General features: G+C 69.3%; 20 protein-coding genes. 16 read left to right on the forward strand and 4 right to left on the reverse strand.

Features of this window, described 5'->3' with window-relative positions; translation table 11 throughout:
• Positions 1-34: 34 nt before the first annotated feature.
• Positions 35-739, reverse strand: a complete 705-nt coding sequence (locus ACZ4UU_RS05855) for a TetR/AcrR family transcriptional regulator (protein ID WP_468036793.1) — start codon at positions 737-739, stop codon at positions 35-37.
• A 223-nt stretch (positions 740-962) separates the two neighbouring features.
• Here ACZ4UU_RS05855 and ACZ4UU_RS05860 point away from each other — a divergent pair, with 223 nt between their 5' ends.
• The 13 genes from ACZ4UU_RS05860 (at position 963) to ACZ4UU_RS05920 (ending at position 11,572) form a co-directional block, all read left to right on the forward strand.
• On the forward strand, positions 963-2,426 hold the full coding sequence (locus ACZ4UU_RS05860) for an MFS transporter (protein ID WP_468036795.1): 1,464 nt from the start codon (positions 963-965) through the stop codon (positions 2,424-2,426).
• 365 nt (positions 2,427-2,791) lie between these two features.
• The gene (locus ACZ4UU_RS05865; protein ID WP_468036797.1) at positions 2,792-3,598 is read left to right on the forward strand and encodes a response regulator transcription factor; all 807 of its coding nucleotides are present in this window, start codon (positions 2,792-2,794) and stop codon (positions 3,596-3,598) included.
• A gap of 263 nt (positions 3,599-3,861) precedes the next feature.
• The gene (locus tag ACZ4UU_RS05870) at positions 3,862-4,533 is read left to right on the forward strand and encodes a TcmI family type II polyketide cyclase (protein ID WP_468036799.1); all 672 of its coding nucleotides are present in this window, start codon (positions 3,862-3,864) and stop codon (positions 4,531-4,533) included.
• On the forward strand, positions 4,530-5,801 hold the full coding sequence (locus tag ACZ4UU_RS05875; RefSeq protein WP_468036801.1) for a beta-ketoacyl-[acyl-carrier-protein] synthase family protein: 1,272 nt from the start codon (positions 4,530-4,532) through the stop codon (positions 5,799-5,801). Before ACZ4UU_RS05870 ends, ACZ4UU_RS05875 begins: the two co-directional genes overlap by 4 nt.
• Positions 5,798-6,991 carry a ketosynthase chain-length factor gene (locus ACZ4UU_RS05880; protein ID WP_468036803.1) on the forward strand — a complete coding sequence of 398 codons (1,194 nt, stop codon included), beginning with the start codon at positions 5,798-5,800 and terminating at the stop codon, positions 6,989-6,991. Before ACZ4UU_RS05875 ends, ACZ4UU_RS05880 begins: the two co-directional genes overlap by 4 nt.
• A gap of 74 nt (positions 6,992-7,065) precedes the next feature.
• Entirely contained in the window at positions 7,066-7,329 is a 264-nt protein-coding gene (locus ACZ4UU_RS05885) for an acyl carrier protein (RefSeq protein ID WP_468036805.1), read from the forward strand.
• A gap of 37 nt (positions 7,330-7,366) precedes the next feature.
• A complete protein-coding gene (fabG, locus tag ACZ4UU_RS05890; RefSeq protein WP_468036807.1) occupies positions 7,367-8,152 on the forward strand; it encodes a 3-oxoacyl-ACP reductase FabG in 786 nt (261 codons plus the stop codon).
• 28 nt (positions 8,153-8,180) lie between these two features.
• Entirely contained in the window at positions 8,181-9,131 is a 951-nt protein-coding gene (locus ACZ4UU_RS05895) for an aromatase/cyclase (protein WP_468036809.1), read from the forward strand.
• Positions 9,128-10,036, forward strand: coding sequence for an alpha/beta hydrolase (locus ACZ4UU_RS05900; RefSeq protein ID WP_468036811.1), 909 nt, complete (start codon positions 9,128-9,130; stop codon positions 10,034-10,036). Before ACZ4UU_RS05895 ends, ACZ4UU_RS05900 begins: the two co-directional genes overlap by 4 nt.
• 85 nt (positions 10,037-10,121) lie before the next feature.
• Positions 10,122-10,523, forward strand: a complete 402-nt coding sequence (locus ACZ4UU_RS05905; protein WP_468036813.1) for a lipocalin-like domain-containing protein — start codon at positions 10,122-10,124, stop codon at positions 10,521-10,523.
• A complete protein-coding gene (locus tag ACZ4UU_RS05910) occupies positions 10,520-10,711 on the forward strand; it encodes a hypothetical protein (protein WP_468036815.1) in 192 nt (63 codons plus the stop codon). The genes ACZ4UU_RS05905 and ACZ4UU_RS05910 overlap by 4 nt, the downstream gene beginning before the upstream one ends.
• Positions 10,708-11,439, forward strand: a complete 732-nt coding sequence (locus tag ACZ4UU_RS05915) for a 4'-phosphopantetheinyl transferase family protein (protein WP_468036817.1) — start codon at positions 10,708-10,710, stop codon at positions 11,437-11,439. Before ACZ4UU_RS05910 ends, ACZ4UU_RS05915 begins: the two co-directional genes overlap by 4 nt.
• Positions 11,432-11,572: a hypothetical protein gene (locus ACZ4UU_RS05920; RefSeq protein WP_468036819.1), complete on the forward strand. Its 141-nt coding sequence runs from the start codon at positions 11,432-11,434 to the stop codon at positions 11,570-11,572. The genes ACZ4UU_RS05915 and ACZ4UU_RS05920 overlap by 8 nt, the downstream gene beginning before the upstream one ends.
• A 7-nt stretch (positions 11,573-11,579) precedes the next feature.
• Here ACZ4UU_RS05920 and ACZ4UU_RS05925 read toward each other — a convergent pair whose 3' ends face one another.
• Positions 11,580-12,053, reverse strand: coding sequence for a winged helix-turn-helix transcriptional regulator (locus ACZ4UU_RS05925; protein ID WP_468037869.1), 474 nt, complete (start codon positions 12,051-12,053; stop codon positions 11,580-11,582).
• A gap of 148 nt (positions 12,054-12,201) precedes the next feature.
• Between ACZ4UU_RS05925 and ACZ4UU_RS05930 the strand changes: the two genes are divergently transcribed.
• Together ACZ4UU_RS05930 and ACZ4UU_RS05935 are read left to right on the forward strand one after the other, a co-directional pair.
• Positions 12,202-13,215: an NADP-dependent oxidoreductase gene (locus ACZ4UU_RS05930; RefSeq protein WP_468036821.1), complete on the forward strand. Its 1,014-nt coding sequence runs from the start codon at positions 12,202-12,204 to the stop codon at positions 13,213-13,215.
• A gap of 136 nt (positions 13,216-13,351) precedes the next feature.
• Positions 13,352-14,263, forward strand: coding sequence for an alpha/beta hydrolase (locus tag ACZ4UU_RS05935; protein WP_468036823.1), 912 nt, complete (start codon positions 13,352-13,354; stop codon positions 14,261-14,263).
• Positions 14,264-14,274: 11 nt separating this feature from the next.
• Here ACZ4UU_RS05935 and ACZ4UU_RS05940 read toward each other — a convergent pair whose 3' ends face one another.
• Positions 14,275-14,745, reverse strand: coding sequence for a winged helix-turn-helix transcriptional regulator (locus ACZ4UU_RS05940; RefSeq protein ID WP_468036825.1), 471 nt, complete (start codon positions 14,743-14,745; stop codon positions 14,275-14,277).
• Between the two features lie 93 nt (positions 14,746-14,838).
• Between ACZ4UU_RS05940 and ACZ4UU_RS05945 the strand changes: the two genes are divergently transcribed.
• Positions 14,839-15,339, forward strand: a complete 501-nt coding sequence (locus tag ACZ4UU_RS05945; RefSeq protein ID WP_468036827.1) for a PaaI family thioesterase — start codon at positions 14,839-14,841, stop codon at positions 15,337-15,339.
• A gap of 15 nt (positions 15,340-15,354) precedes the next feature.
• On the opposite strand, the gene chvE is transcribed toward ACZ4UU_RS05945, so the two are convergent.
• Positions 15,355-16,440 carry a multiple monosaccharide ABC transporter substrate-binding protein gene (gene chvE, locus ACZ4UU_RS05950; RefSeq protein WP_468036829.1) on the reverse strand — a complete coding sequence of 362 codons (1,086 nt, stop codon included), beginning with the start codon at positions 16,438-16,440 and terminating at the stop codon, positions 15,355-15,357.
• Positions 16,441-16,747 lie beyond the last annotated feature (307 nt).

The raw sequence follows: 16,747 nt of genomic DNA on the forward strand, positions 1-16,747 counted from the left end.
GACCACGGCCGCGAGGGCCGAAAAGAGAGGGCGGTCAGTCCTTGACGAACGTCGCCAGCCCGGAGATCAGCATGTCCAGGCCCAGCTCGAACCTGCCGTCGCTGTCGGTGTCCAACATGACGTCCACGTTGCCGACGATGGCCGGGAACCCCTCCGCGGGCAGGGACGCGAAGTAGTCGCGGACAGGATCGATCCAGTCGGCCAGGTCCTTGTGCGCCAGGCGCCAGCCCTCGTAGACGTCGGCCGTCGTGTACAGGGTCAGCCGGTGCAGGGCCCAGGCGGCGATCTTCGCGGGGACGCCCACGTTCAGCAGCGCCGACAGCAGCCGCTCGGTGATGGCCACGCCGATGGCGGTGGGCGGGAAGGCCGCGAAGTTGTAGAGGGCGATGTCGCCGTGGGCGGACAGCACGCGCTGCATCTTCGTGTAGTGCGCCTTGAGGTCCGCGTCCCACTGCCCGGTGACCTCCGGGACGCCGACCTCCTTCATCACGCGCTCCAGCACCAGGAGCAGCAGCTCCTCACGGTTGCGCACGTGCGCGTACAGGCTGGAGGCGACCACACCGAGGTCGCCGGCGACCCGGCGCATCGTGACCGCGGCACTGCCCTCCGTGTCGACCACCGCGAGCGCGGCGTCGACGATCCGCTCGGCCGTGAGCGGGGCACGCTGGGGCACCTCGGCCTTCCGGCGCACCTCCCACGGCGGGAGGGGCACTTCGGCGGAGTTCGACTTCTGACGCATCACGGAGACCTTACCGGTGAGGAGGCGCCGAAGGGCGCGGGGGCGGATCGAGGCGGGTTCGGATTCGGGTTGACGCCGAACATCATTCTACCGTAGAACAGTGTTCGTTAACAGGTGGATGTTCGGTCATGGGAACAGTGTTTCTGCATCGTACGGCGTTCATCGCACACTCCTCGCCGCGCCGCCGACGGCATCGCACCTGTCCCGACCCCAGGAGGTCTGCATGTCCACTACCGAAGTGCCACAGTCCGTGGCCTTGCCGACGGGCCCCTCGGTCTCCGCGAGGCGGGCATGGGCGGCCGTCGGCATCATCCTCGTCGGCGAGATCATGGATCTGCTCGATTCGCTGGTCACGACCGTTGCCGGACCGACCATCACGCGGGACATGGGTGGCTCGCAGGGGTTCATCCAGTGGCTCGCGGCGGGATACACCATCGCCATGGCCGCCGGACTGCTCGTCGGCGGGCGGCTCGGCGACAAGTACGGGCGCAAGAACCTCTTCCTGATCGGCCTGGCCGGCTTCACCGTGACCTCGCTGGTGTCGGCGCTGGCGACCAACCCGGAGACCCTGATCACCGCCCGGGTCCTGCAGGGTCTGCTGGGCGCGCTGATGGTGCCGCAGGCGCTCGGCATGATCAGGAGCGTCTTCCCGCCGGACAAGGTCGGCGTGGCCTTCGGTGTGACCGGGCCCGTGATGGCGCTGTCCGGTGTGGCCGGCCCGATCATGGCGGGCTGGCTGGTCGACGCGGACTACTTCGGCTGGAGCTGGCGGATGATCTTCGCCGTCAACGTCCCCGTCGGTCTTCTCGCCCTGGTGGCCGGGCTCGCGGTGCTGCCCAGGTCGCGGCCGCAGCGGGACCTCAGGATCGACATGGTCGGGGCGCTGATCGCCGCGGCCGGGATGGCCGCGGTGGTCTTCTCGCTGGTGCAGGGCCGCGAACTGGGCTGGCCCTGGTGGGTGTTCGTGCTGCTGACCGCGGGCGTCGGCGCTCTCGCCGGCTTCGTCCGCCACCAGTTCCTCCGCGCGGACAAGGGCCTGCCCACGCTCGTGGTCCCCTCGCTGTTCCGGAACAAGGCCTTCGTCTCAGGGCTGTTCGTCGGCATCCTCTTCTTCAGCGTGATGATGGGCGGTGCGCTGCTGTTCAGCCTGTTCTTCCAGCTCGGGCTCGGGATGAGCCCGCTGAAGGCGGGGCTCGCCACGATCGCGCAGGCGGCGGGCATGCTGCTCGGATTCGGGTTCTCCCAGGCACTCGGGATGAGGCGCCGGACCATGTTCATCGGGTTCGCCACCGCCGCGGCCGGTCTGCTGGCCGCGCTGGGCACGATCGCGGTGCAGGACGATCCGGTGAACGCTTGGTGGCTCTCGCCCGCGCTCGCGGTGATCGGTGTCGGCTCCGGGCTCGCCATCGCGCCCTTCTTCGACATCGTGCTCTCGGGCGTCGGCGAGGAGGAGACCGGCTCCGCCTCGGGCACTCTCACCTCCGCCCAGCAGGTGGGCAACGCTCTCGGCGCCTCCGTGCTCGGCACGGTCTTCTTCTCCGTCCTGAACGGGCGGCGGGCGGAGGGCGCGTCCGCCTTCACGGCGGCAACCTCGACGGCGCTCGTAGTGGCCGTCGCGCTCGTCGCGGGCGCCGCGCTGTGCACCCGGTGGCTGCCCGAGCGGGCCGTCCGGCACGTGGAGGCGTGACGGCTCGATCCGCACCGTAAATGCGCCGACAGTTTCTAATTGCGTCACGGTATCGGATGCGTTGAATCGCGCCAGGCCGAATGTATTCGGCCATGGAGCGGGCTTGTCTGTGACGTTTGGCGCAGCATGATCGACACCATTCCGGCCCGGATGTCCGCGTGTTAGCGTGACGAGCGGCGTTCCTGGGGATCGGTTTCGAACATCCGGATAGAGAGCTCGTACCAGGACCGCGGAGTACGTGTCTGGTTCGCCACGGCCGGCAATGGAGCCACCGTGAGTCTCGACCGGCAAAATCCCGACCAATTTTCATTAAAAGAAGGTCGGGATGTCTCCCGTCGCACATCCACGTTCATGGGGGTAGATGGATGGAACAGCGTGCTGAGATATCGGAAAGTGACATACTCACGGTTGCTGTCGGCGGCGTCGACCAGCAGCGATACCGCGGCGGAGTCGGCACGCTGCCGGCGCGCCCCCTCCCGGTCTCGTTCCCGGCGTTCGACACCTGGCAGGTGCTCCTCGTCGAGAGCGAGCAGCACGAGCGGGAGCCGCTCAGCCAGGCACTGGGCCGGCACGTGCACCAGGTGGCGTGTGTCGACACCGGCGCCAAGGCACTCGATGTGTACGACCAGGCGGACGTGGTGCTGCTCGGCCCCGACCTGCCCGACATCGACGGGCTGGAGGTGTGCCGGGCGATCCGGGCCACCTGTGACATCCCGATCATCGTGATCACGGACCGCTCCTCCGAGCTGGACTGCGTGCTGGCCCTGCAGGCCGGGGCGGACGACTACGTGGTCAAGCCGTACGGGTTCCGCGAACTCCTGGCCCGGATGGACGCGGTGATGCGGCGGGCGACTCCCCGCCGGCAGAGCGACCACGTCGTCGAGCACGGCCCGTTGCGGATCGACACGCTCACCCGCGAAGTGCAGCTGCACAACCAGGTGATCCCGATGAGCCGCAAGGAATTCGACCTGCTCCACCTGCTCGCGGTCAATCCGCACAGTGTCGTCTCACGTGAGCAGATCATGCGCCAGGTCTGGGAGAATTCCTGGTCCCGCCGTACGGTCGACACACACGTCAGCAGCATCCGCCAGAAACTCGGCGGGAAGTCCTGGATCCTCACCGTGCGCGGCGTCGGCTTCCGTATCGGACGGAACATGGCCATGATCTCGTAAAGAGAAATAAAAAAGAGAAAAAAGAAGGAAAAGGCTTCGTCTGCCGCCGCCGCAGCTCACCCAGCTGCGGCGGCGGCATTTTTCATGCCCTGATCTGCTCTTCTGACATCTCCCTGACACAACGCTGAATCGGGCATGAGGAAACCTGACCGTTCCCTCCATCGGAAATGTAGAAGTCATGAAGTGGATTGTGTTGAGACCGCGACGATGCCTGGTGAATAGTTGCTGCGTAATCCAATGCGGAACAGAACGGGAGGCACGGCATGTTCACTGTGGTGAGCGTGGGCAGACTGGGCGGGGATTACAGCAGGGAGATATCCGAGATCTTCGCCGACTTCGATGCGGTCACCGCGCCGGGGATATCCGGCCTCAAGCGTCGACAGCTGTACACCTACTACGACGTCTTCATCCATATTCAGGACTTCGCCGGGGAGAATCCCGGCGAGGCCGCCGAGGAAGCGGCGAAGGATTCCCGGGCGGCCGAACTCGACGCGCGGCTGGCGCCCCTGGTCGCGGCTTACGACCCGACCATGACCGACGACCGTGCCGTCGCCTTCTACCACTGGGAGGGCGAACCGCCGGTGGACAAGGAAACCGGCCTGCACAGCACGGTGATCGTGAACCGGGTCGCCGACGAAGTCATTCCCGAGGTGGCCCGGCTCTTCGGTGAACTGGATTCCACCGACTTTCCGTACCGGATGGGCACCCGGCGCCGGCAGCTGTTCTCGTACCAGGGCGTGTACTTCCACATCCAGGACTTCCCGAGCGAGAACGGCACGGCGGTGATCGACCAGGCGTGGAAGGAGGCCGACCCGCGCTTCGTGAAGGTCTGCGCGGACCTGGACCCGCTGGTGAAGAAGTACGCCCCGGACCGCTGGCGCTCCACGGCCGACCAGATCGCCACCCGCGTCTACCACTGGGAGGCCGCGGAATGACCGCGCGACGAGTCGTCATCACCGGCGTCGAGGTCCTCGCCCCCGGCGGGGTCGGCGCCCGGCAGTTCTGGGAACTGCTGACCGAGGGACGCACCGCGACCCGGAACATCACCTTCTTCGACCCTTCCCCGTTCCGCTCCCGCGTGGCCGCCGAGGTCGACTTCGACCCGTACGCGCACGGCCTGACCCCGCAGGAGGTCCGGCGGATGGACCGGGCCGCCCAGTTCGCGGTGGTCGCCGCGCGTGGCGCCGTCGCCGACAGCGGTCTGGCCCTCGACTCGCTCGACCCCTACCGGATCGGCGTCACCGTGGGGACCGCCGTCGGCTCCACCATGAGTCTCGACGAGGACTACCGGATCGTCAGCGACGACGGCCGCCTCGACCTGGTCGACCACACCTACGCCGACCCGCACTTCTACAACTACTTCGTGCCGAGCTCCTTCGCGGCCGAGGTGGCCCGCGCGGTCGGTGCGCAGGGACCGAGCAGCGTCGTGTCGGCGGGCTGCACCTCCGGGCTGGACTCGGTCGGCTACGCCGCCGAGCTGATCCGCGAGGGCACGAGCGACATCGTGGTCGCCGGCGCCACCGACGCGCCGATCTCGCCGATCACCCTCGCCTGCTTCGACGCGATCAAGGCCACCACACCACGCAACGACGACCCGGAGCACGCCTCCCGGCCCTTCGACGGCACCCGCAACGGGTTCGTGCTCGGCGAGGGCGCCGCGGTGTTCGTCCTGGAGGAACTCGAGAGCGCGCGGCGCCGCGGCGCCCGTGTCTACGCGGAGATCGCGGGATACGCCACCCGGAGCAACGCCTACCACATGACGGGCCTGCGCGCCGACGGCGCGGAGATGGCCGAGGCGATCACCGTCGCCCTGGACGAGGCCCGGATGAACCCCACGGACATCGACTACATCAACGCGCACGGCTCGGGGACCAAGCAGAACGACCGCCACGAGACCGCCGCGTTCAAGCGCAGCCTGGGCGACCACGCGTACCGCACCCCGGTGAGCTCCATCAAGTCCATGGTGGGGCACTCGCTGGGCGCGATCGGATCCATCGAGATCGCCGCGTCGATCCTCGCGATCCGGAACAACGTCGTACCGCCCACGGCGAACCTGCACACCCCCGACCCCGAGTGCGACCTGGACTACGTACCGCTCACCGCCCGCGACCAGCTCACCGACGCCGTTCTCACGGTCGGCAGCGGCTTCGGCGGGTTCCAGAGCGCCATGGTGCTGGCCCAGCCTGAAAGGAGTGCGGCGTGACGGCCTCAGTGGTGGTGACCGGACTGGGCGTGGCGGCGCCCAACGGGCTCGGCGAGCAGGACTTCTGGAACGCCACCCTCGCCGGCAAGAGCGGCATCGGCCCGCTCACCCATTTCGACGCCTCCGCGTACCCCGCGCGGCTCGCCGGTGAGATCAACGACTTCACGGCCGAGGAGCAGCTGCCCAGCCGGCTGATGCCGCAGACCGACCGCGTCACCCGGCTGTCCCTCGTCACGGCCGACTGGGCGCTCGCCGACGCCGGTGTGCGGCCGGCCGAACTGCCCGAGTTCAGCATGGGCGTGAGCACCGCGAGTTCGGCGGGCGGGTTCGCGTTCAGCCAGCACGAGCTGAAGAACCTGTGGAGCAAAGGCAGCCAGTACGTCAGCGCGTACCAGTCGTTCGCCTGGTTCTACGCGGTCAACACCGGCCAGATCTCCATCCGCAACGGCATGAAGGGCCCCAGCGGAGTGGTCGTCACCGACCAGGCCGGCGGGCTGGACGCGGTGGCCCAGGCCCGGCGCCAGATCCGCAAGGGCACCTCCCTCGTGGTCGCCGGCGCCGTGGACGCGCTGCTGTGCTCCTGGGGCTGGGTGGGACTGCACACCAGCGGCCGTCTCAGCACGGCCGAGGAGCCGACCCACGCCTACCTTCCCTTCGACGACCGGGCCGCCGGCCATGTGGCCGGTGAGGGCGGCGCGCTGCTCATCATGGAGTCGGCGGACTCGGCGCGGGCTCGCGGCGCCAGGGTGTACGGCGAGATCGCCGGGTACGCCGCCACCTTCGACGGACGGGAATCCGGCCTGCGCAAGGCCGTTGAGCTCGCCCTCGCGGATGCGGGCGTGGTCGCCGACGACGTGGACGTGGTGTTCGCCGACGCGGCGGCCGAGCCGGAGCTCGACCGTGTCGAGGCCGAGGCGATCGTCGAGGTCTTCGGGCCGCACGGCGTACCGGTCACCGCGCCGAAGACGATGACGGGACGGCTGTACGCGGGGGGCGCGGCCCTCGATCTCGCGACGGCCTTCCTCGCCCTGGGCGAGGACACGATCCCGCCCACGGTGCACACCGAGCCGGCCGAACGCTACGGCCTCGACCTGGTCGTCTCCCAGCCCCGCGCCGCCCGCCTGCGCACCGCGCTCGTCCTCGCCCGGGGCCACGGCGGCTTCAACTCGGCCATGGTCGTGCGCTCCTGAGCGCCCCCGCGTTCCCTCCCTCACCCCATATCAGCCGTACCAGGAACGAACTGCACCAAGAAGGAAGGCTCCCCATGTCCAGCACCTTCACGCTCGACGACCTCAAGCGGATCCTCCTCGAAGGCTCCGGCGCCCCCGACGGCACCGGCCTCGAAGGGGACATCCTCGACACCGACTTCGCCGACATCGGCTACGACTCGCTCGCCCTGCTGGAGACCGCCAGCCGCGTCGAGCGCGAGTACGGCATCGAGCTGGACGAGACCGTCGTGGGCGACGCGAGCACGCCCCGCGCCCTCCTCGACGCCATCTCCACCCACCTGCCCGCTCAGGCCGCCTGACCACGCCGGCACGGAAAACCGCAAGGAAAGAGGCGAAATGACAGAGCAGAAGAGCCGGGTCGTCCTGGTCACCGGTGCCACCAGCGGCATCGGTCTGGCCGTCACCCGGCTGCTGGCCGGGCAGGGGCACCGGGTGTTCATCGGGTCCCGTACCGAGGACAAGGTCGTCACGACCGTCAAGCAGCTCCAGGAGGAACACCTCGACGTGGACGGCGTCGTCCTGGACGTGCGCTCGGTGGACGCGATCCGTGGCTTCGTCCAGGCGGCCGTCGAGCGGTTCGGCACGGTCGACGTGCTCGTCAACAACGCGGGGATCCCCGGCGGCGGAGTCACGGCCGACATCTCCGACGAGCTGTGGGACGACATCGTCGACACCAACCTCAACAGCGTGTTCCGCCTCACCCGCGAGGTGCTGACCACGGGCGGACTGCGGCACAAGGACTGGGGGCGCGTCATCAACATCGCCTCCACCGCCGGCAAGCAGGGCGTCGTCCTGGGCGCCCCGTACTCCGCCTCCAAGCACGGCGTCGTGGGTTTCACCAAGGCACTGGGCAACGAACTGGCTCCCACCGGCATCACGGTCAACGCTGTCTGCCCGGGCTATGTCGAGACCCCGATGGCCGAGCACGTACGGCAGAACTACTCCCGCCTGTCCGGTGCCTCGGAGACGGCGATCCTGGAGAAGTTCCAGGCCAAGATCCCGCTGGGCCGCTACTCCACCGCCGAGGAGGTGGCGGGCCTGGTCGGATACCTGATGACCGACACGGCGGCGTCCATCACCGCCCAGGCGCTGAACGTCTGCGGCGGCCTCGGCAACTTCTGACCACCCCCCGAGCGCGAAGGATTCCACCATGCCGTCGGAGCTGCACGAGTCCCGCCACGAGATCAAGATCTCGGCCCCGGCCGAAACCGTCCACCGCATGCTCGCGCATGCCGAGGACTGGCCCCGGCTCTTCCCCCCGAACGTTTATGTCGACCATGTGGAGCGCGGCGATCGCGAGGAGCGCATCCGCATCTGGGCGACGGCCGGCGACACCGTCAAGAACTGGACGTCCCATCGGACCCTTGACCCGGAGAACCTCCGCATCCGCTTCCGGCAGGAGGTCAGCACACCCCCGGTGGCCGCGATGGGCGGCACCTGGCACATCGAGGCGCTCCCCGACGGCGACACGCTGGTGCGCCTCGACCACGACTACCGGGCGGTCGACGACGGGAGCCTCGCCTGGCTCGACGAGGTCGTGGACCGCAACTCCCGCTCCGAGCTGGAGTCGCTGAAGGCGATAGCCGAATCCGACGGCATCGCCGACGCGCTGACCTGCTCCTTCGAGGACACGGTCACGATCAGGGGCACCGCCCGGGACGTGTACGACTTCATCGACCGGGCGGACCTGTGGACCGATCGCCTGCCGCACGTCCGCGCGGTGCGGCTGGAGGAGCCGGCGCCGGGGCTGCAGACGCTCGAGATGGACACGTTGTCCAAGGACGGCACCTCGCACACCACGAAGTCGTACCGCGTGTGCCTGCCGCACCACCGGATCGCCTACAAGCAGGTCACCTTGCCCGCCCTGATCACACTGCACACGGGCCGCTGGACGATCACGCCGGCCGAGGACGGCGTCACGGCCTCCTCCCAGCACACGTTCACGGTCGACACGGACAACATCGCGAAGATCCTGGGCGCGGAGGCGACTGTGCAGGACGCGATCGACCACGTCCGTACGGCGCTCAGCACCAACAGCATGGCGACCCTAGGCCTCGCCAAGGCGTACGCCGAGCAGCGCGCCGGGGGCGACCGTCCATGACGGTCGCCCAGCCGGCCGCACCGACGGGAGCGCGCGGCATCACCCTCGACGCGGACGGCATCACCCTGTCCGCGTTGCTCGCCCTCCCGTCACAGGCTCCGTGCAGGGCGATGGTCGTCGCCCTGCACGGAGCCGGGATGAGCTCCTCGTACTTCCACAGACCGTCCCACCCCGACACGTCGTTCCTCGACCTCGCCACGAGCCTCGGGTTCGCGGCGGTGGCCGTGGACCGCCCGGGCTACGGCCTGTCGGCCCGGCAGCTGCCCCAGGGCCAGGGGATCGCGGACCAGGCGGCGACGCTCAGCGCGGCCCTGCGCTGTCTGAGGGCACGGTTCGACACAGGCGGCGGCGTCTTCCTCCTCGCCCACTCCTTCGGCGGCAAGCCGGCGCTGCGGATGGCCGCGGACGGCACGGCGCCGGAGCTGCTCGGCCTCGACATCTCCGGCTGCGGCGGCGAGTACGCGGTGCCCCTCAGCGCCCGCGACACGCACGGACGACGCGGCTGGCGGCTCAACTGGGGACCGCTGCGTCTGTACCCGCCGGGGACGTTCCGGGCCAGCGGCACCGTCGTCTCCGCGGTTCCGCCGCGCGAGCTCGCGGACGCCGTCCGCTGGCCGGAGGAGTTCGCCGGGTTCGCCGGGCGGATCCGGGTACCGGTCCGGTTCACCTTCGCCGAGCACGAGGTCTGGTGGCAGCACGACCAGCAGGCCGTCGCCCGGCTGCGGTCCCAGCTGAGCTCGGCGCCCCGTGTGGTGACGGAGCATCAGCCCGACGCCGGTCACAACATCAGCCTCGGCTGGATGGCCCGCGCCTACCACCTCAGGGCCCTCGGCTTCGCGGAGGAGTGCCTGCGGTCGCGGGAGGCGGAACGGAACCTCGCGCTGATCTCCCCCGGCAGCGCGTGATCTGCCGACGTGCCCGGGCGGACCCGTCGCCCCCCGACCGTACGAGCGACCCGATCAGACCCACGCCAGGAAAGCAGGAGCAGACATGACACAGGACATCGTCGGTGTGTGGCATCTGAGTGCCTTCCACGACGTGGACACGGCCGGGCGGCCCGTGGGAGAGGGCCCGCTGGGGCCGTCCCCGTCGGGCATGCTGATCTACACGCCCGACGGCCACGTCTCGGTGAGCATGATGCCCACCGCACCGGCTGGGGCACCGGGCCCCGGCTACATGGGCTACGCGGGCGAGTGGCGGGTGCGGGACGGGAAGGTCGTCCACCACATCCGGATCTCCTCACGCCCCGACTGGATCGGCATCGAGCAGTCGCGGGACGTCGAACTCGACGGAGACGTCCTCACCGTTCGCGCCACCCGGGAGGTGGACGCGCGGCCGCGGCGGCGTGTCCTCGTGTGGCGCCGGGCCGAGCGGTCCGAGGGTGCCCGATGAGGGCCCTGGTGGACACCACCGACCAGATGACCGAGGACGCCGACCACCCGCTGCTGGTGGCCCTGAGCATCTTCGCGCCCGGAGTGGTGCACGCCGCGGCCGCCGGTCCGAGGAAGGAGCCGGCGGAGGCGGGGAGCGCCGCGGCGGTGACCGCGCACCTCGGACGGCTGGGCCTGGAGAGCGTATGACGCCGGTCGCCGCCGCCCCGCCGCGCGTGCTCCTCCTCGCACACGATCTGCGTTCACCGGGCACCGAGGAACTCGCGCGCAGGGTGTTCGAGACGCTGCCCGCGGCCGACCGCGAACGGATCCTGCGCAAGCGGGTGGCCGCGGACCGGACGCGTTCGCTGATCGGGCGGTGGCTGGCCCGCCGGGCAGCCGCGTCGATGATCGGCACGCCTTGGACGAGCCTGTGCACCGGGCAGCGTCCCGGCGGCCGGCCGTATGTGGTGGGCAGGCCGCAGTTGTCACTGAGCATCGCCCACAGCGGCCGGTACGCACTGGCGGCCGTGGGACTCGGGGCGCGGGTCGGTGTCGACACGGAGCAGGTGGCACGCGTGACCCGGCTGCCCGACGACGCCTTCCTCGGTCCCGGCGAGCGGGCGGCGCTGCGGGCCGTGCCGCGGGACGCGGAACGCCGGGCCGCTCTGTGGGTGCTGAAGGAGGCGGCGGCCAAACTGACCGGGCAGGGCCTGCGTGCGGGCCTGCGCCGCATCGAGTTCGAGTGCTGGGGCGCCCGCTTCCCGCTCGCCGCGCGCACCCCTTACGCGGTGGCGGAGTTCAGAGCCCTCCGGCTCCCTGACGGATACGTCGCCGCGGTGGGTTCCTCCGCGGGTGAACCGCCCTCAGAACCTCAGTTCGTGAACTCCGTTCGTGAGACAGCCCTGACGACGAGGAAGGACCACTTCCATGCGTGAGCTCATGCAGCAGAACAACAGGGACAGGTACCACGACCACTTCCTGACACCCCAGCCGGCGACCCGCGACGACGAGGGCGGGGACGACTACGACGAGGAGGCGGAGCATCACATCTGGCGCAGCGTCAACTGACTGCGGCTCACCCGGCGGGCTTCATGCGAAAGGCAGGGCCGGGAACGCTCTCGATGTCTTGCGCCTGCACGGCATGGCCTTGTTCGCAGCGGATCTGGACGTCGACGTGCGCGCCACATGCGCGGTGCCTCGCCAGCACGGCGGGCCCCTCGGGGTCGGCACGGTATCGGTCCCCCCACTGCAGGAGCCCCAGCACGGCCGGGACCAGATCCATGCCCTTGGGAGTGATCACGTACTTGGGCCGGCTCCGCGAGCCGGGCTCCTTGTAGGTCTCGGTGGCCAGGATCCCTTCGTCCACGAGCATGCGAAGCCGCGCCGCGAGGAGGTTGCGAGGGCAGCCGAGGACGCGTTCGAAGTCGCTGAAGCGGGACGAGCCGTACCAGACCTCGCGCAGGATCAGGATCGTCCACTTCTCCCCCACGATCTCAAGGGTCCGTGCGATGGAGCAGTTCGACACGTCCCGGTCGAGACGGGGGTCCATGCCGGCGTCCTGAACAGCTTCGGTCCACGCATTCATGGGGTGATTCTAGCCTCACCTGAGTTTACTTATATATACACAGCCAGTAGTGTCATGGCCGGCGCGCGACGCGCATCCACCACCGGGAAGATCACCCAGTAAGGCGGCCGGCATGAAGGCATTCGTCGTCGAGAAGTACGGCAAGGACGGCGCACGCGCCGCACGGGTGCCCGAGCCCACCGTCCGGGACCGCGATGTCCTGGTGCGAGTGAGCGCCGCCGGCATCAACCCGCTCGACAAGATGGTCCGCGACGGGGAGTTCAAGCTCCTCCTGAAGTACCGGCGCCCGTTCGCGCTGGGCCACGACGTGGCCGGCGTCGTGGTGCGGGTCGGCTCCGCCGTACGCGGCTTCAAGGTCGGCGACGAGGTCTACGCCCGTCCGCGCGACCTTCGGATCGGGGGTTTCGCGGAGTTCATCGCCATCGACGAGGACGACGTCGCGCCCAAGCCGGCCTCGCTCACCGCCCAGGAGGCAGCCGCGGTGCCTCTCGTGGCCCTGGCCGCCTGGCAGATCCTCGTCGACCGCGCCCGCCTCGGGCCGGGCCAGAAGGTGCTCGTGCACGCCGGTGCCGGGGGCCTTGGATCGACGGTCATCCAGCTCGCCAAGCACCTCGGCGCCACGGTGGCGACGACGGCAGGCACCGACTCCGAGAAGCTGGTCAGGAGCCTCGGCGCCGACGTCGTCGTCGACTACACCAAGGAAGACTTCTCGAAGACGCTGTCCGGCTACGACCTGGTACTGGACTCCCTGGGCGGGGCGAACCTGGAGAAGTCGCTGACCGTGCTGAAGCCCGGCGGCCTGGCCATCGGCGTCGCCGGCCCGCCGGACGCCGAGTTCGCCAAGCAGCTGGGAGCCCCTTTCCCCCTGGGTGCCCTCATGAACGCCCTCAGCCGCAAGGTCCGCAAGCAGGCCAAGGCGCTTGGAGCGCGCTACGAGTTCTTCTTCATGCAGGCCAACGGCTCCCAGCTGCGCAAACTCGGCGCCCTGTACGACAGCGGGAAGCTCCGCCCGGTCATCGACAGGGTCTTCCCGTTCGACCAGACGCTGGAGGCGATGGCGTACGTCGAGCAGAGCCGGACCAGGGCCGGCAAGGTCGTGGTCTCCATGGCGCCCGACAACGACTGACCGGCCGCCCGCACACTCGTGCCCGCCATCCCCTCTGGGTTCACTTTACGCACTCAGCTCATGGCGTCATGACCAGCACATGAACCGGCCCCCCGCGAACAGTGGGCGTGGCACCGAACCGCGAAGGAGCACGGCCATGGGAGCAAGCCCAGAGGCACAGCAGTTCGCACAGTTCATCGGAAGCGTGAGCGCGAAGGCCTCGACACCGGGCCTCGACCTCGCCGTCATCCGCGACATCGTCGAGACGAACCACCGGGCGTCGGCCGAACCGGAAGGCGTCACCTACGCCGAAGTCGACGCGGGCGGCGTCCCCGCCCTGTGGTGCATTCCCGAGGACGCCCACCCCGACCGCGCGCTGCTCCACTTCCACTTCGGCGGGTCGGTCACCGCCTCGATGCACTCGGACCGCAAGGCCGCCGGCCACATAGCCAAGGCCGCCGGCGCCCGCTCCCTCGTCGTGGACTTCCGCCTGGCACCCGAACACCCCCACCCGGCACAGCTCGACGACGCCGAGACCGCCTACCGATGGCTGCTCTCCCAGGGCTACGAGCCGCGGAACATCGGCAGCACGGGCCACTCGATCGGCGGCACCCTCGCCGTGATGCTGCCGCTGCGCCTGCTCGCGAAGGGCGAGGCGGCCCCGGGCGCGATCGTCAGCGTCTCGCCGTGGACCGACCTCACCCTCCAGAACGCGTCGGTGGACGAGAACGAGGACAACGACAAGATGCTCAGCAGGAGCACCCTCGAACTGTTCCGGGCATCCTGGCTGCAGGAGCCCGGAGTGGACTTCGCCGCCCCCGGGATCAGCCTCGTGAACGCCGACCTGACCGGTCTGCCGCCCACCAGCGTCCACTACGGCGAACACGAGACCCTCGCCGACGACGGCGCCCACCTCGCCCGCCGCCTCGCGGACTTCAAGGTCACCTCCGAGGTCCACCCGCTGCCCGAAGGACAGCACTCGTTCGTCCTGGGCGCGGGACGCGTGCCCGAGGTCGACCGGGCCATCCAGCAGATGGGCCAGTGGCTGCGCCGACACCTGGGCACCTGAGCAAGGACTGCTCACGACCGAGGCCGGGCACCGGGTCCCAGCCGGGCGGTGACGTGCCTGGGGGTGAGCGAGGAGTGCCCCTCGGAGCACTCGACGACGACGCGGACCGGAGCGTCGCAGTCGGTGTGGCGAACGTCCAGCACAGGACTCTCGGAGTCGTCGAGGGCGTACGCCTCGCCCCACTGACTCAGCGCCATCAGGACGGGCCACAGGTCCCAGCCCTTGCGGGTCAGGCGGTACTCGTTGCGGGAGCGGCTGCCCGGCTCCCGGTAGGGGACCGCCTTCAGGATGCCGGCCGCGATCAGTTTCCTCAGGCGGTCGCTGAGGACGGCCTCCGACAGGCCGATGTGGCGGTGGAAGTCGTCGAAGCGGCGGACTCCGTTGACGGCGTCCCGCAGGATCAGCAACGTCCATTTCTCTCCGACCACGTCGAGCGTGCGCTGGACGGGGCAGTTCTCCGTGCTCGCCTCAAGCCACTCCATTCGGCCATCGTAAGGCCTGGCTTCGTCATTGACAGTCAGCTGAGCGGGAAGCTAGCTTCACCTGCAAAAGTCAGATGGGAAGGGCGCTCGGTCGTGGGACGAACACGTACGTACCAATGGGAAGATCCCGCGGTCTCGGCGGAAGCGGCCGGACGCATGGCCGGCATCGACTTCCTGCGCGAGTTGCAGGCGGGGCGACTGCCGGGGGCGCCCATCGGCTACGCCATCGACCTCCGCCTGGACGAGGTGGAGCCCGGCAGGGTGGTCTTCTCCCTGACGCCGGGCGAGGAGCACTACAACCCGATCGGCAGCGTGCACGGCGGCATCTTCGCCACCCTGCTCGACTCTGCCGCGGGATGCGCCGTCCAGACCACCCTCCCGCAAGGCATGGCGTACACCTCACTCGACCTGACGGTGAAGTTCCTGCGGCGGATCACCGCGGAGACGGGCACGGTGCGCGCCGTCGGCACGGTTGTCAACAAAGGCAGCCGAACCGCCCTCGCCCAAGCGCAGTTGGTGGACACGAAGGACCGTCTGCTCGCCCACGCCACCAGCAGCTGCCTGCTCTTCCCGGTTCCTCCTCCTCAAGGGTGAGCTTCTGGCGTGCCGCTACTTGAGCTCGTCGGCGGTGAAGTAGCCGTCCTCGACAAGGGTGTCGTAGTTGGTCTTGTCGACGCCCGCGGGCTGCAGCAGGACGGCGGGCACGGCCTTGACGCCGTTGTTGTAACCCACGGCGTCGTCCACCGACGGCACCCTGTCCTTGAGCAGGTCGTCGACCATGGCTGCGGCGGCCTCGGCGAGCCGACGGACGTCCTTGTAGACGGTCTGCGACTGCTCGCCCGCGATGATCGACCTCACCGACGCCAGTTCGGCGTCCTGACCGGTGATGACCGGGAGGGGCTGGATGCCGGAGCCGTAGCCGGCGGACTTCAGCGCGGACAACACGCCCCTGGAGATGCCGTCGTACGGTGACAGCACCGCGTCGACCCGCTCACCGCGGTACCACTTGGTGAGGAGGCCGCTCATGCGCCTCTGCGCGGTGGGCCCGTCCCAGCGAGGAGTGGTGATCTGGTTGAGTTCGGTCTCGCCGGACCGGACGACCAACTGCCTGCTGTCCAGAAACGACTGCAGGTGCGTCATCGAACCGTCGAAGAAGTACTTGGTGTTGTTGTCGTCGGGGGAACCGGCGAACAACTCGATGTTGAACGGGCCTTTGCCGTCCTCCAGGCCGAGCTTGTCGATGATGTAGTGGGCCTGGATCAAGCCGACCATCTCGTTGTCGAAGGAAACGTAGTAGTCGACGTTCTTCGTGCCGAGGATGAGCCGGTCGTAGGAGATCACCGGAATGTCCGCGTCGGCTGCTTGTTGAAGCACGCCGTTCAGCGACTTGTTGTCGATGGCCGCGACGATCAGGGCGTCGACGCCCTGCCGGATCAGTTCCGCGATCTGTGAGACCTGGGCCTTCGGGTCGTCGTCGCCGTAGACCAGCTTGCTCTTGTACCCCCGGGCCTTGAGGTCGGCGACCACGCTCTTGCCGTCGGTGAGCCAGCGCTCGGAGGCCCGGGTCGGCATGGCGACGCCGACAGTACCGCCCTCGGACCTGTTCTTTGAGCCGCCGTCACTGCCGTTGCCGCAGGCGGACAAGGCGAAGCCGAGGGAGGCGGCTCCGCCGAGGACGGTTCTTCGATTGAGCATGGTGATTCGTTCCTTGTCCTTCTCGTCGTTGTGGGGATGACGGCGCAGGGACGCCGAGGAGAAGCGGTGGAGCGGGCCGGGCAGTCGGCGGGCAGCGCGAACCGAGCGGGACGCGCCGCACCCGCTTCCGGGCGGTGTCGAGGGTCAGGTCCCGCAGACGGGGGCCGTGCGGGTAGCCCCCCGGGCGCCCCTGGACAGGCCGGACTTCAGACAGAGGCGTGCGCCGTGGCGGATCGGCTCGGCGCTCTCGTGGATCCGCACGGAGCAGCCGAGGTCGTCAAGGTCGGGGCGGCCCGGCACATGGTTC

The organism is Streptomyces sp. NPDC028907 (assembly GCF_055564995.1).

Excerpts from the sequence above, each read along its gene's own strand:
- ACZ4UU_RS05910 (WP_468036815.1), top strand. The coding sequence starts at position 10,520 with ATGAGGGCCCTGGTGGACACCACCGACCAGATGACCGAGGACGCCGAC.
- ACZ4UU_RS05920 (WP_468036819.1), top strand. The coding sequence starts at position 11,432 with ATGCGTGAGCTCATGCAGCAGAACAACAGGGACAGGTACCACGACCAC.
- ACZ4UU_RS05895 (WP_468036809.1), top strand. The coding sequence starts at position 8,181 with ATGCCGTCGGAGCTGCACGAGTCCCGCCACGAGATCAAGATCTCGGCC.
- ACZ4UU_RS05925 (WP_468037869.1), bottom strand. The coding sequence starts at position 12,053 with ATGGACCCCCGTCTCGACCGGGACGTGTCGAACTGCTCCATCGCACGG.
- ACZ4UU_RS05855 (WP_468036793.1), bottom strand. The coding sequence starts at position 739 with ATGCGTCAGAAGTCGAACTCCGCCGAAGTGCCCCTCCCGCCGTGGGAG.
- ACZ4UU_RS05885 (WP_468036805.1), top strand. The coding sequence starts at position 7,066 with ATGTCCAGCACCTTCACGCTCGACGACCTCAAGCGGATCCTCCTCGAA.
- ACZ4UU_RS05915 (WP_468036817.1), top strand. The coding sequence starts at position 10,708 with ATGACGCCGGTCGCCGCCGCCCCGCCGCGCGTGCTCCTCCTCGCACAC.
- chvE (WP_468036829.1), bottom strand. The coding sequence starts at position 16,440 with ATGCTCAATCGAAGAACCGTCCTCGGCGGAGCCGCCTCCCTCGGCTTC.
- ACZ4UU_RS05860 (WP_468036795.1), top strand. The coding sequence starts at position 963 with ATGTCCACTACCGAAGTGCCACAGTCCGTGGCCTTGCCGACGGGCCCC.
- ACZ4UU_RS05930 (WP_468036821.1), top strand. The coding sequence starts at position 12,202 with ATGAAGGCATTCGTCGTCGAGAAGTACGGCAAGGACGGCGCACGCGCC.
- ACZ4UU_RS05875 (WP_468036801.1), top strand. The coding sequence starts at position 4,530 with ATGACCGCGCGACGAGTCGTCATCACCGGCGTCGAGGTCCTCGCCCCC.
- ACZ4UU_RS05900 (WP_468036811.1), top strand. The coding sequence starts at position 9,128 with ATGACGGTCGCCCAGCCGGCCGCACCGACGGGAGCGCGCGGCATCACC.
- ACZ4UU_RS05940 (WP_468036825.1), bottom strand. The coding sequence starts at position 14,745 with ATGGAGTGGCTTGAGGCGAGCACGGAGAACTGCCCCGTCCAGCGCACG.
- ACZ4UU_RS05905 (WP_468036813.1), top strand. The coding sequence starts at position 10,122 with ATGACACAGGACATCGTCGGTGTGTGGCATCTGAGTGCCTTCCACGAC.
- fabG (WP_468036807.1), top strand. The coding sequence starts at position 7,367 with ATGACAGAGCAGAAGAGCCGGGTCGTCCTGGTCACCGGTGCCACCAGC.
- ACZ4UU_RS05865 (WP_468036797.1), top strand. The coding sequence starts at position 2,792 with ATGGAACAGCGTGCTGAGATATCGGAAAGTGACATACTCACGGTTGCT.
- ACZ4UU_RS05870 (WP_468036799.1), top strand. The coding sequence starts at position 3,862 with ATGTTCACTGTGGTGAGCGTGGGCAGACTGGGCGGGGATTACAGCAGG.
- ACZ4UU_RS05935 (WP_468036823.1), top strand. The coding sequence starts at position 13,352 with ATGGGAGCAAGCCCAGAGGCACAGCAGTTCGCACAGTTCATCGGAAGC.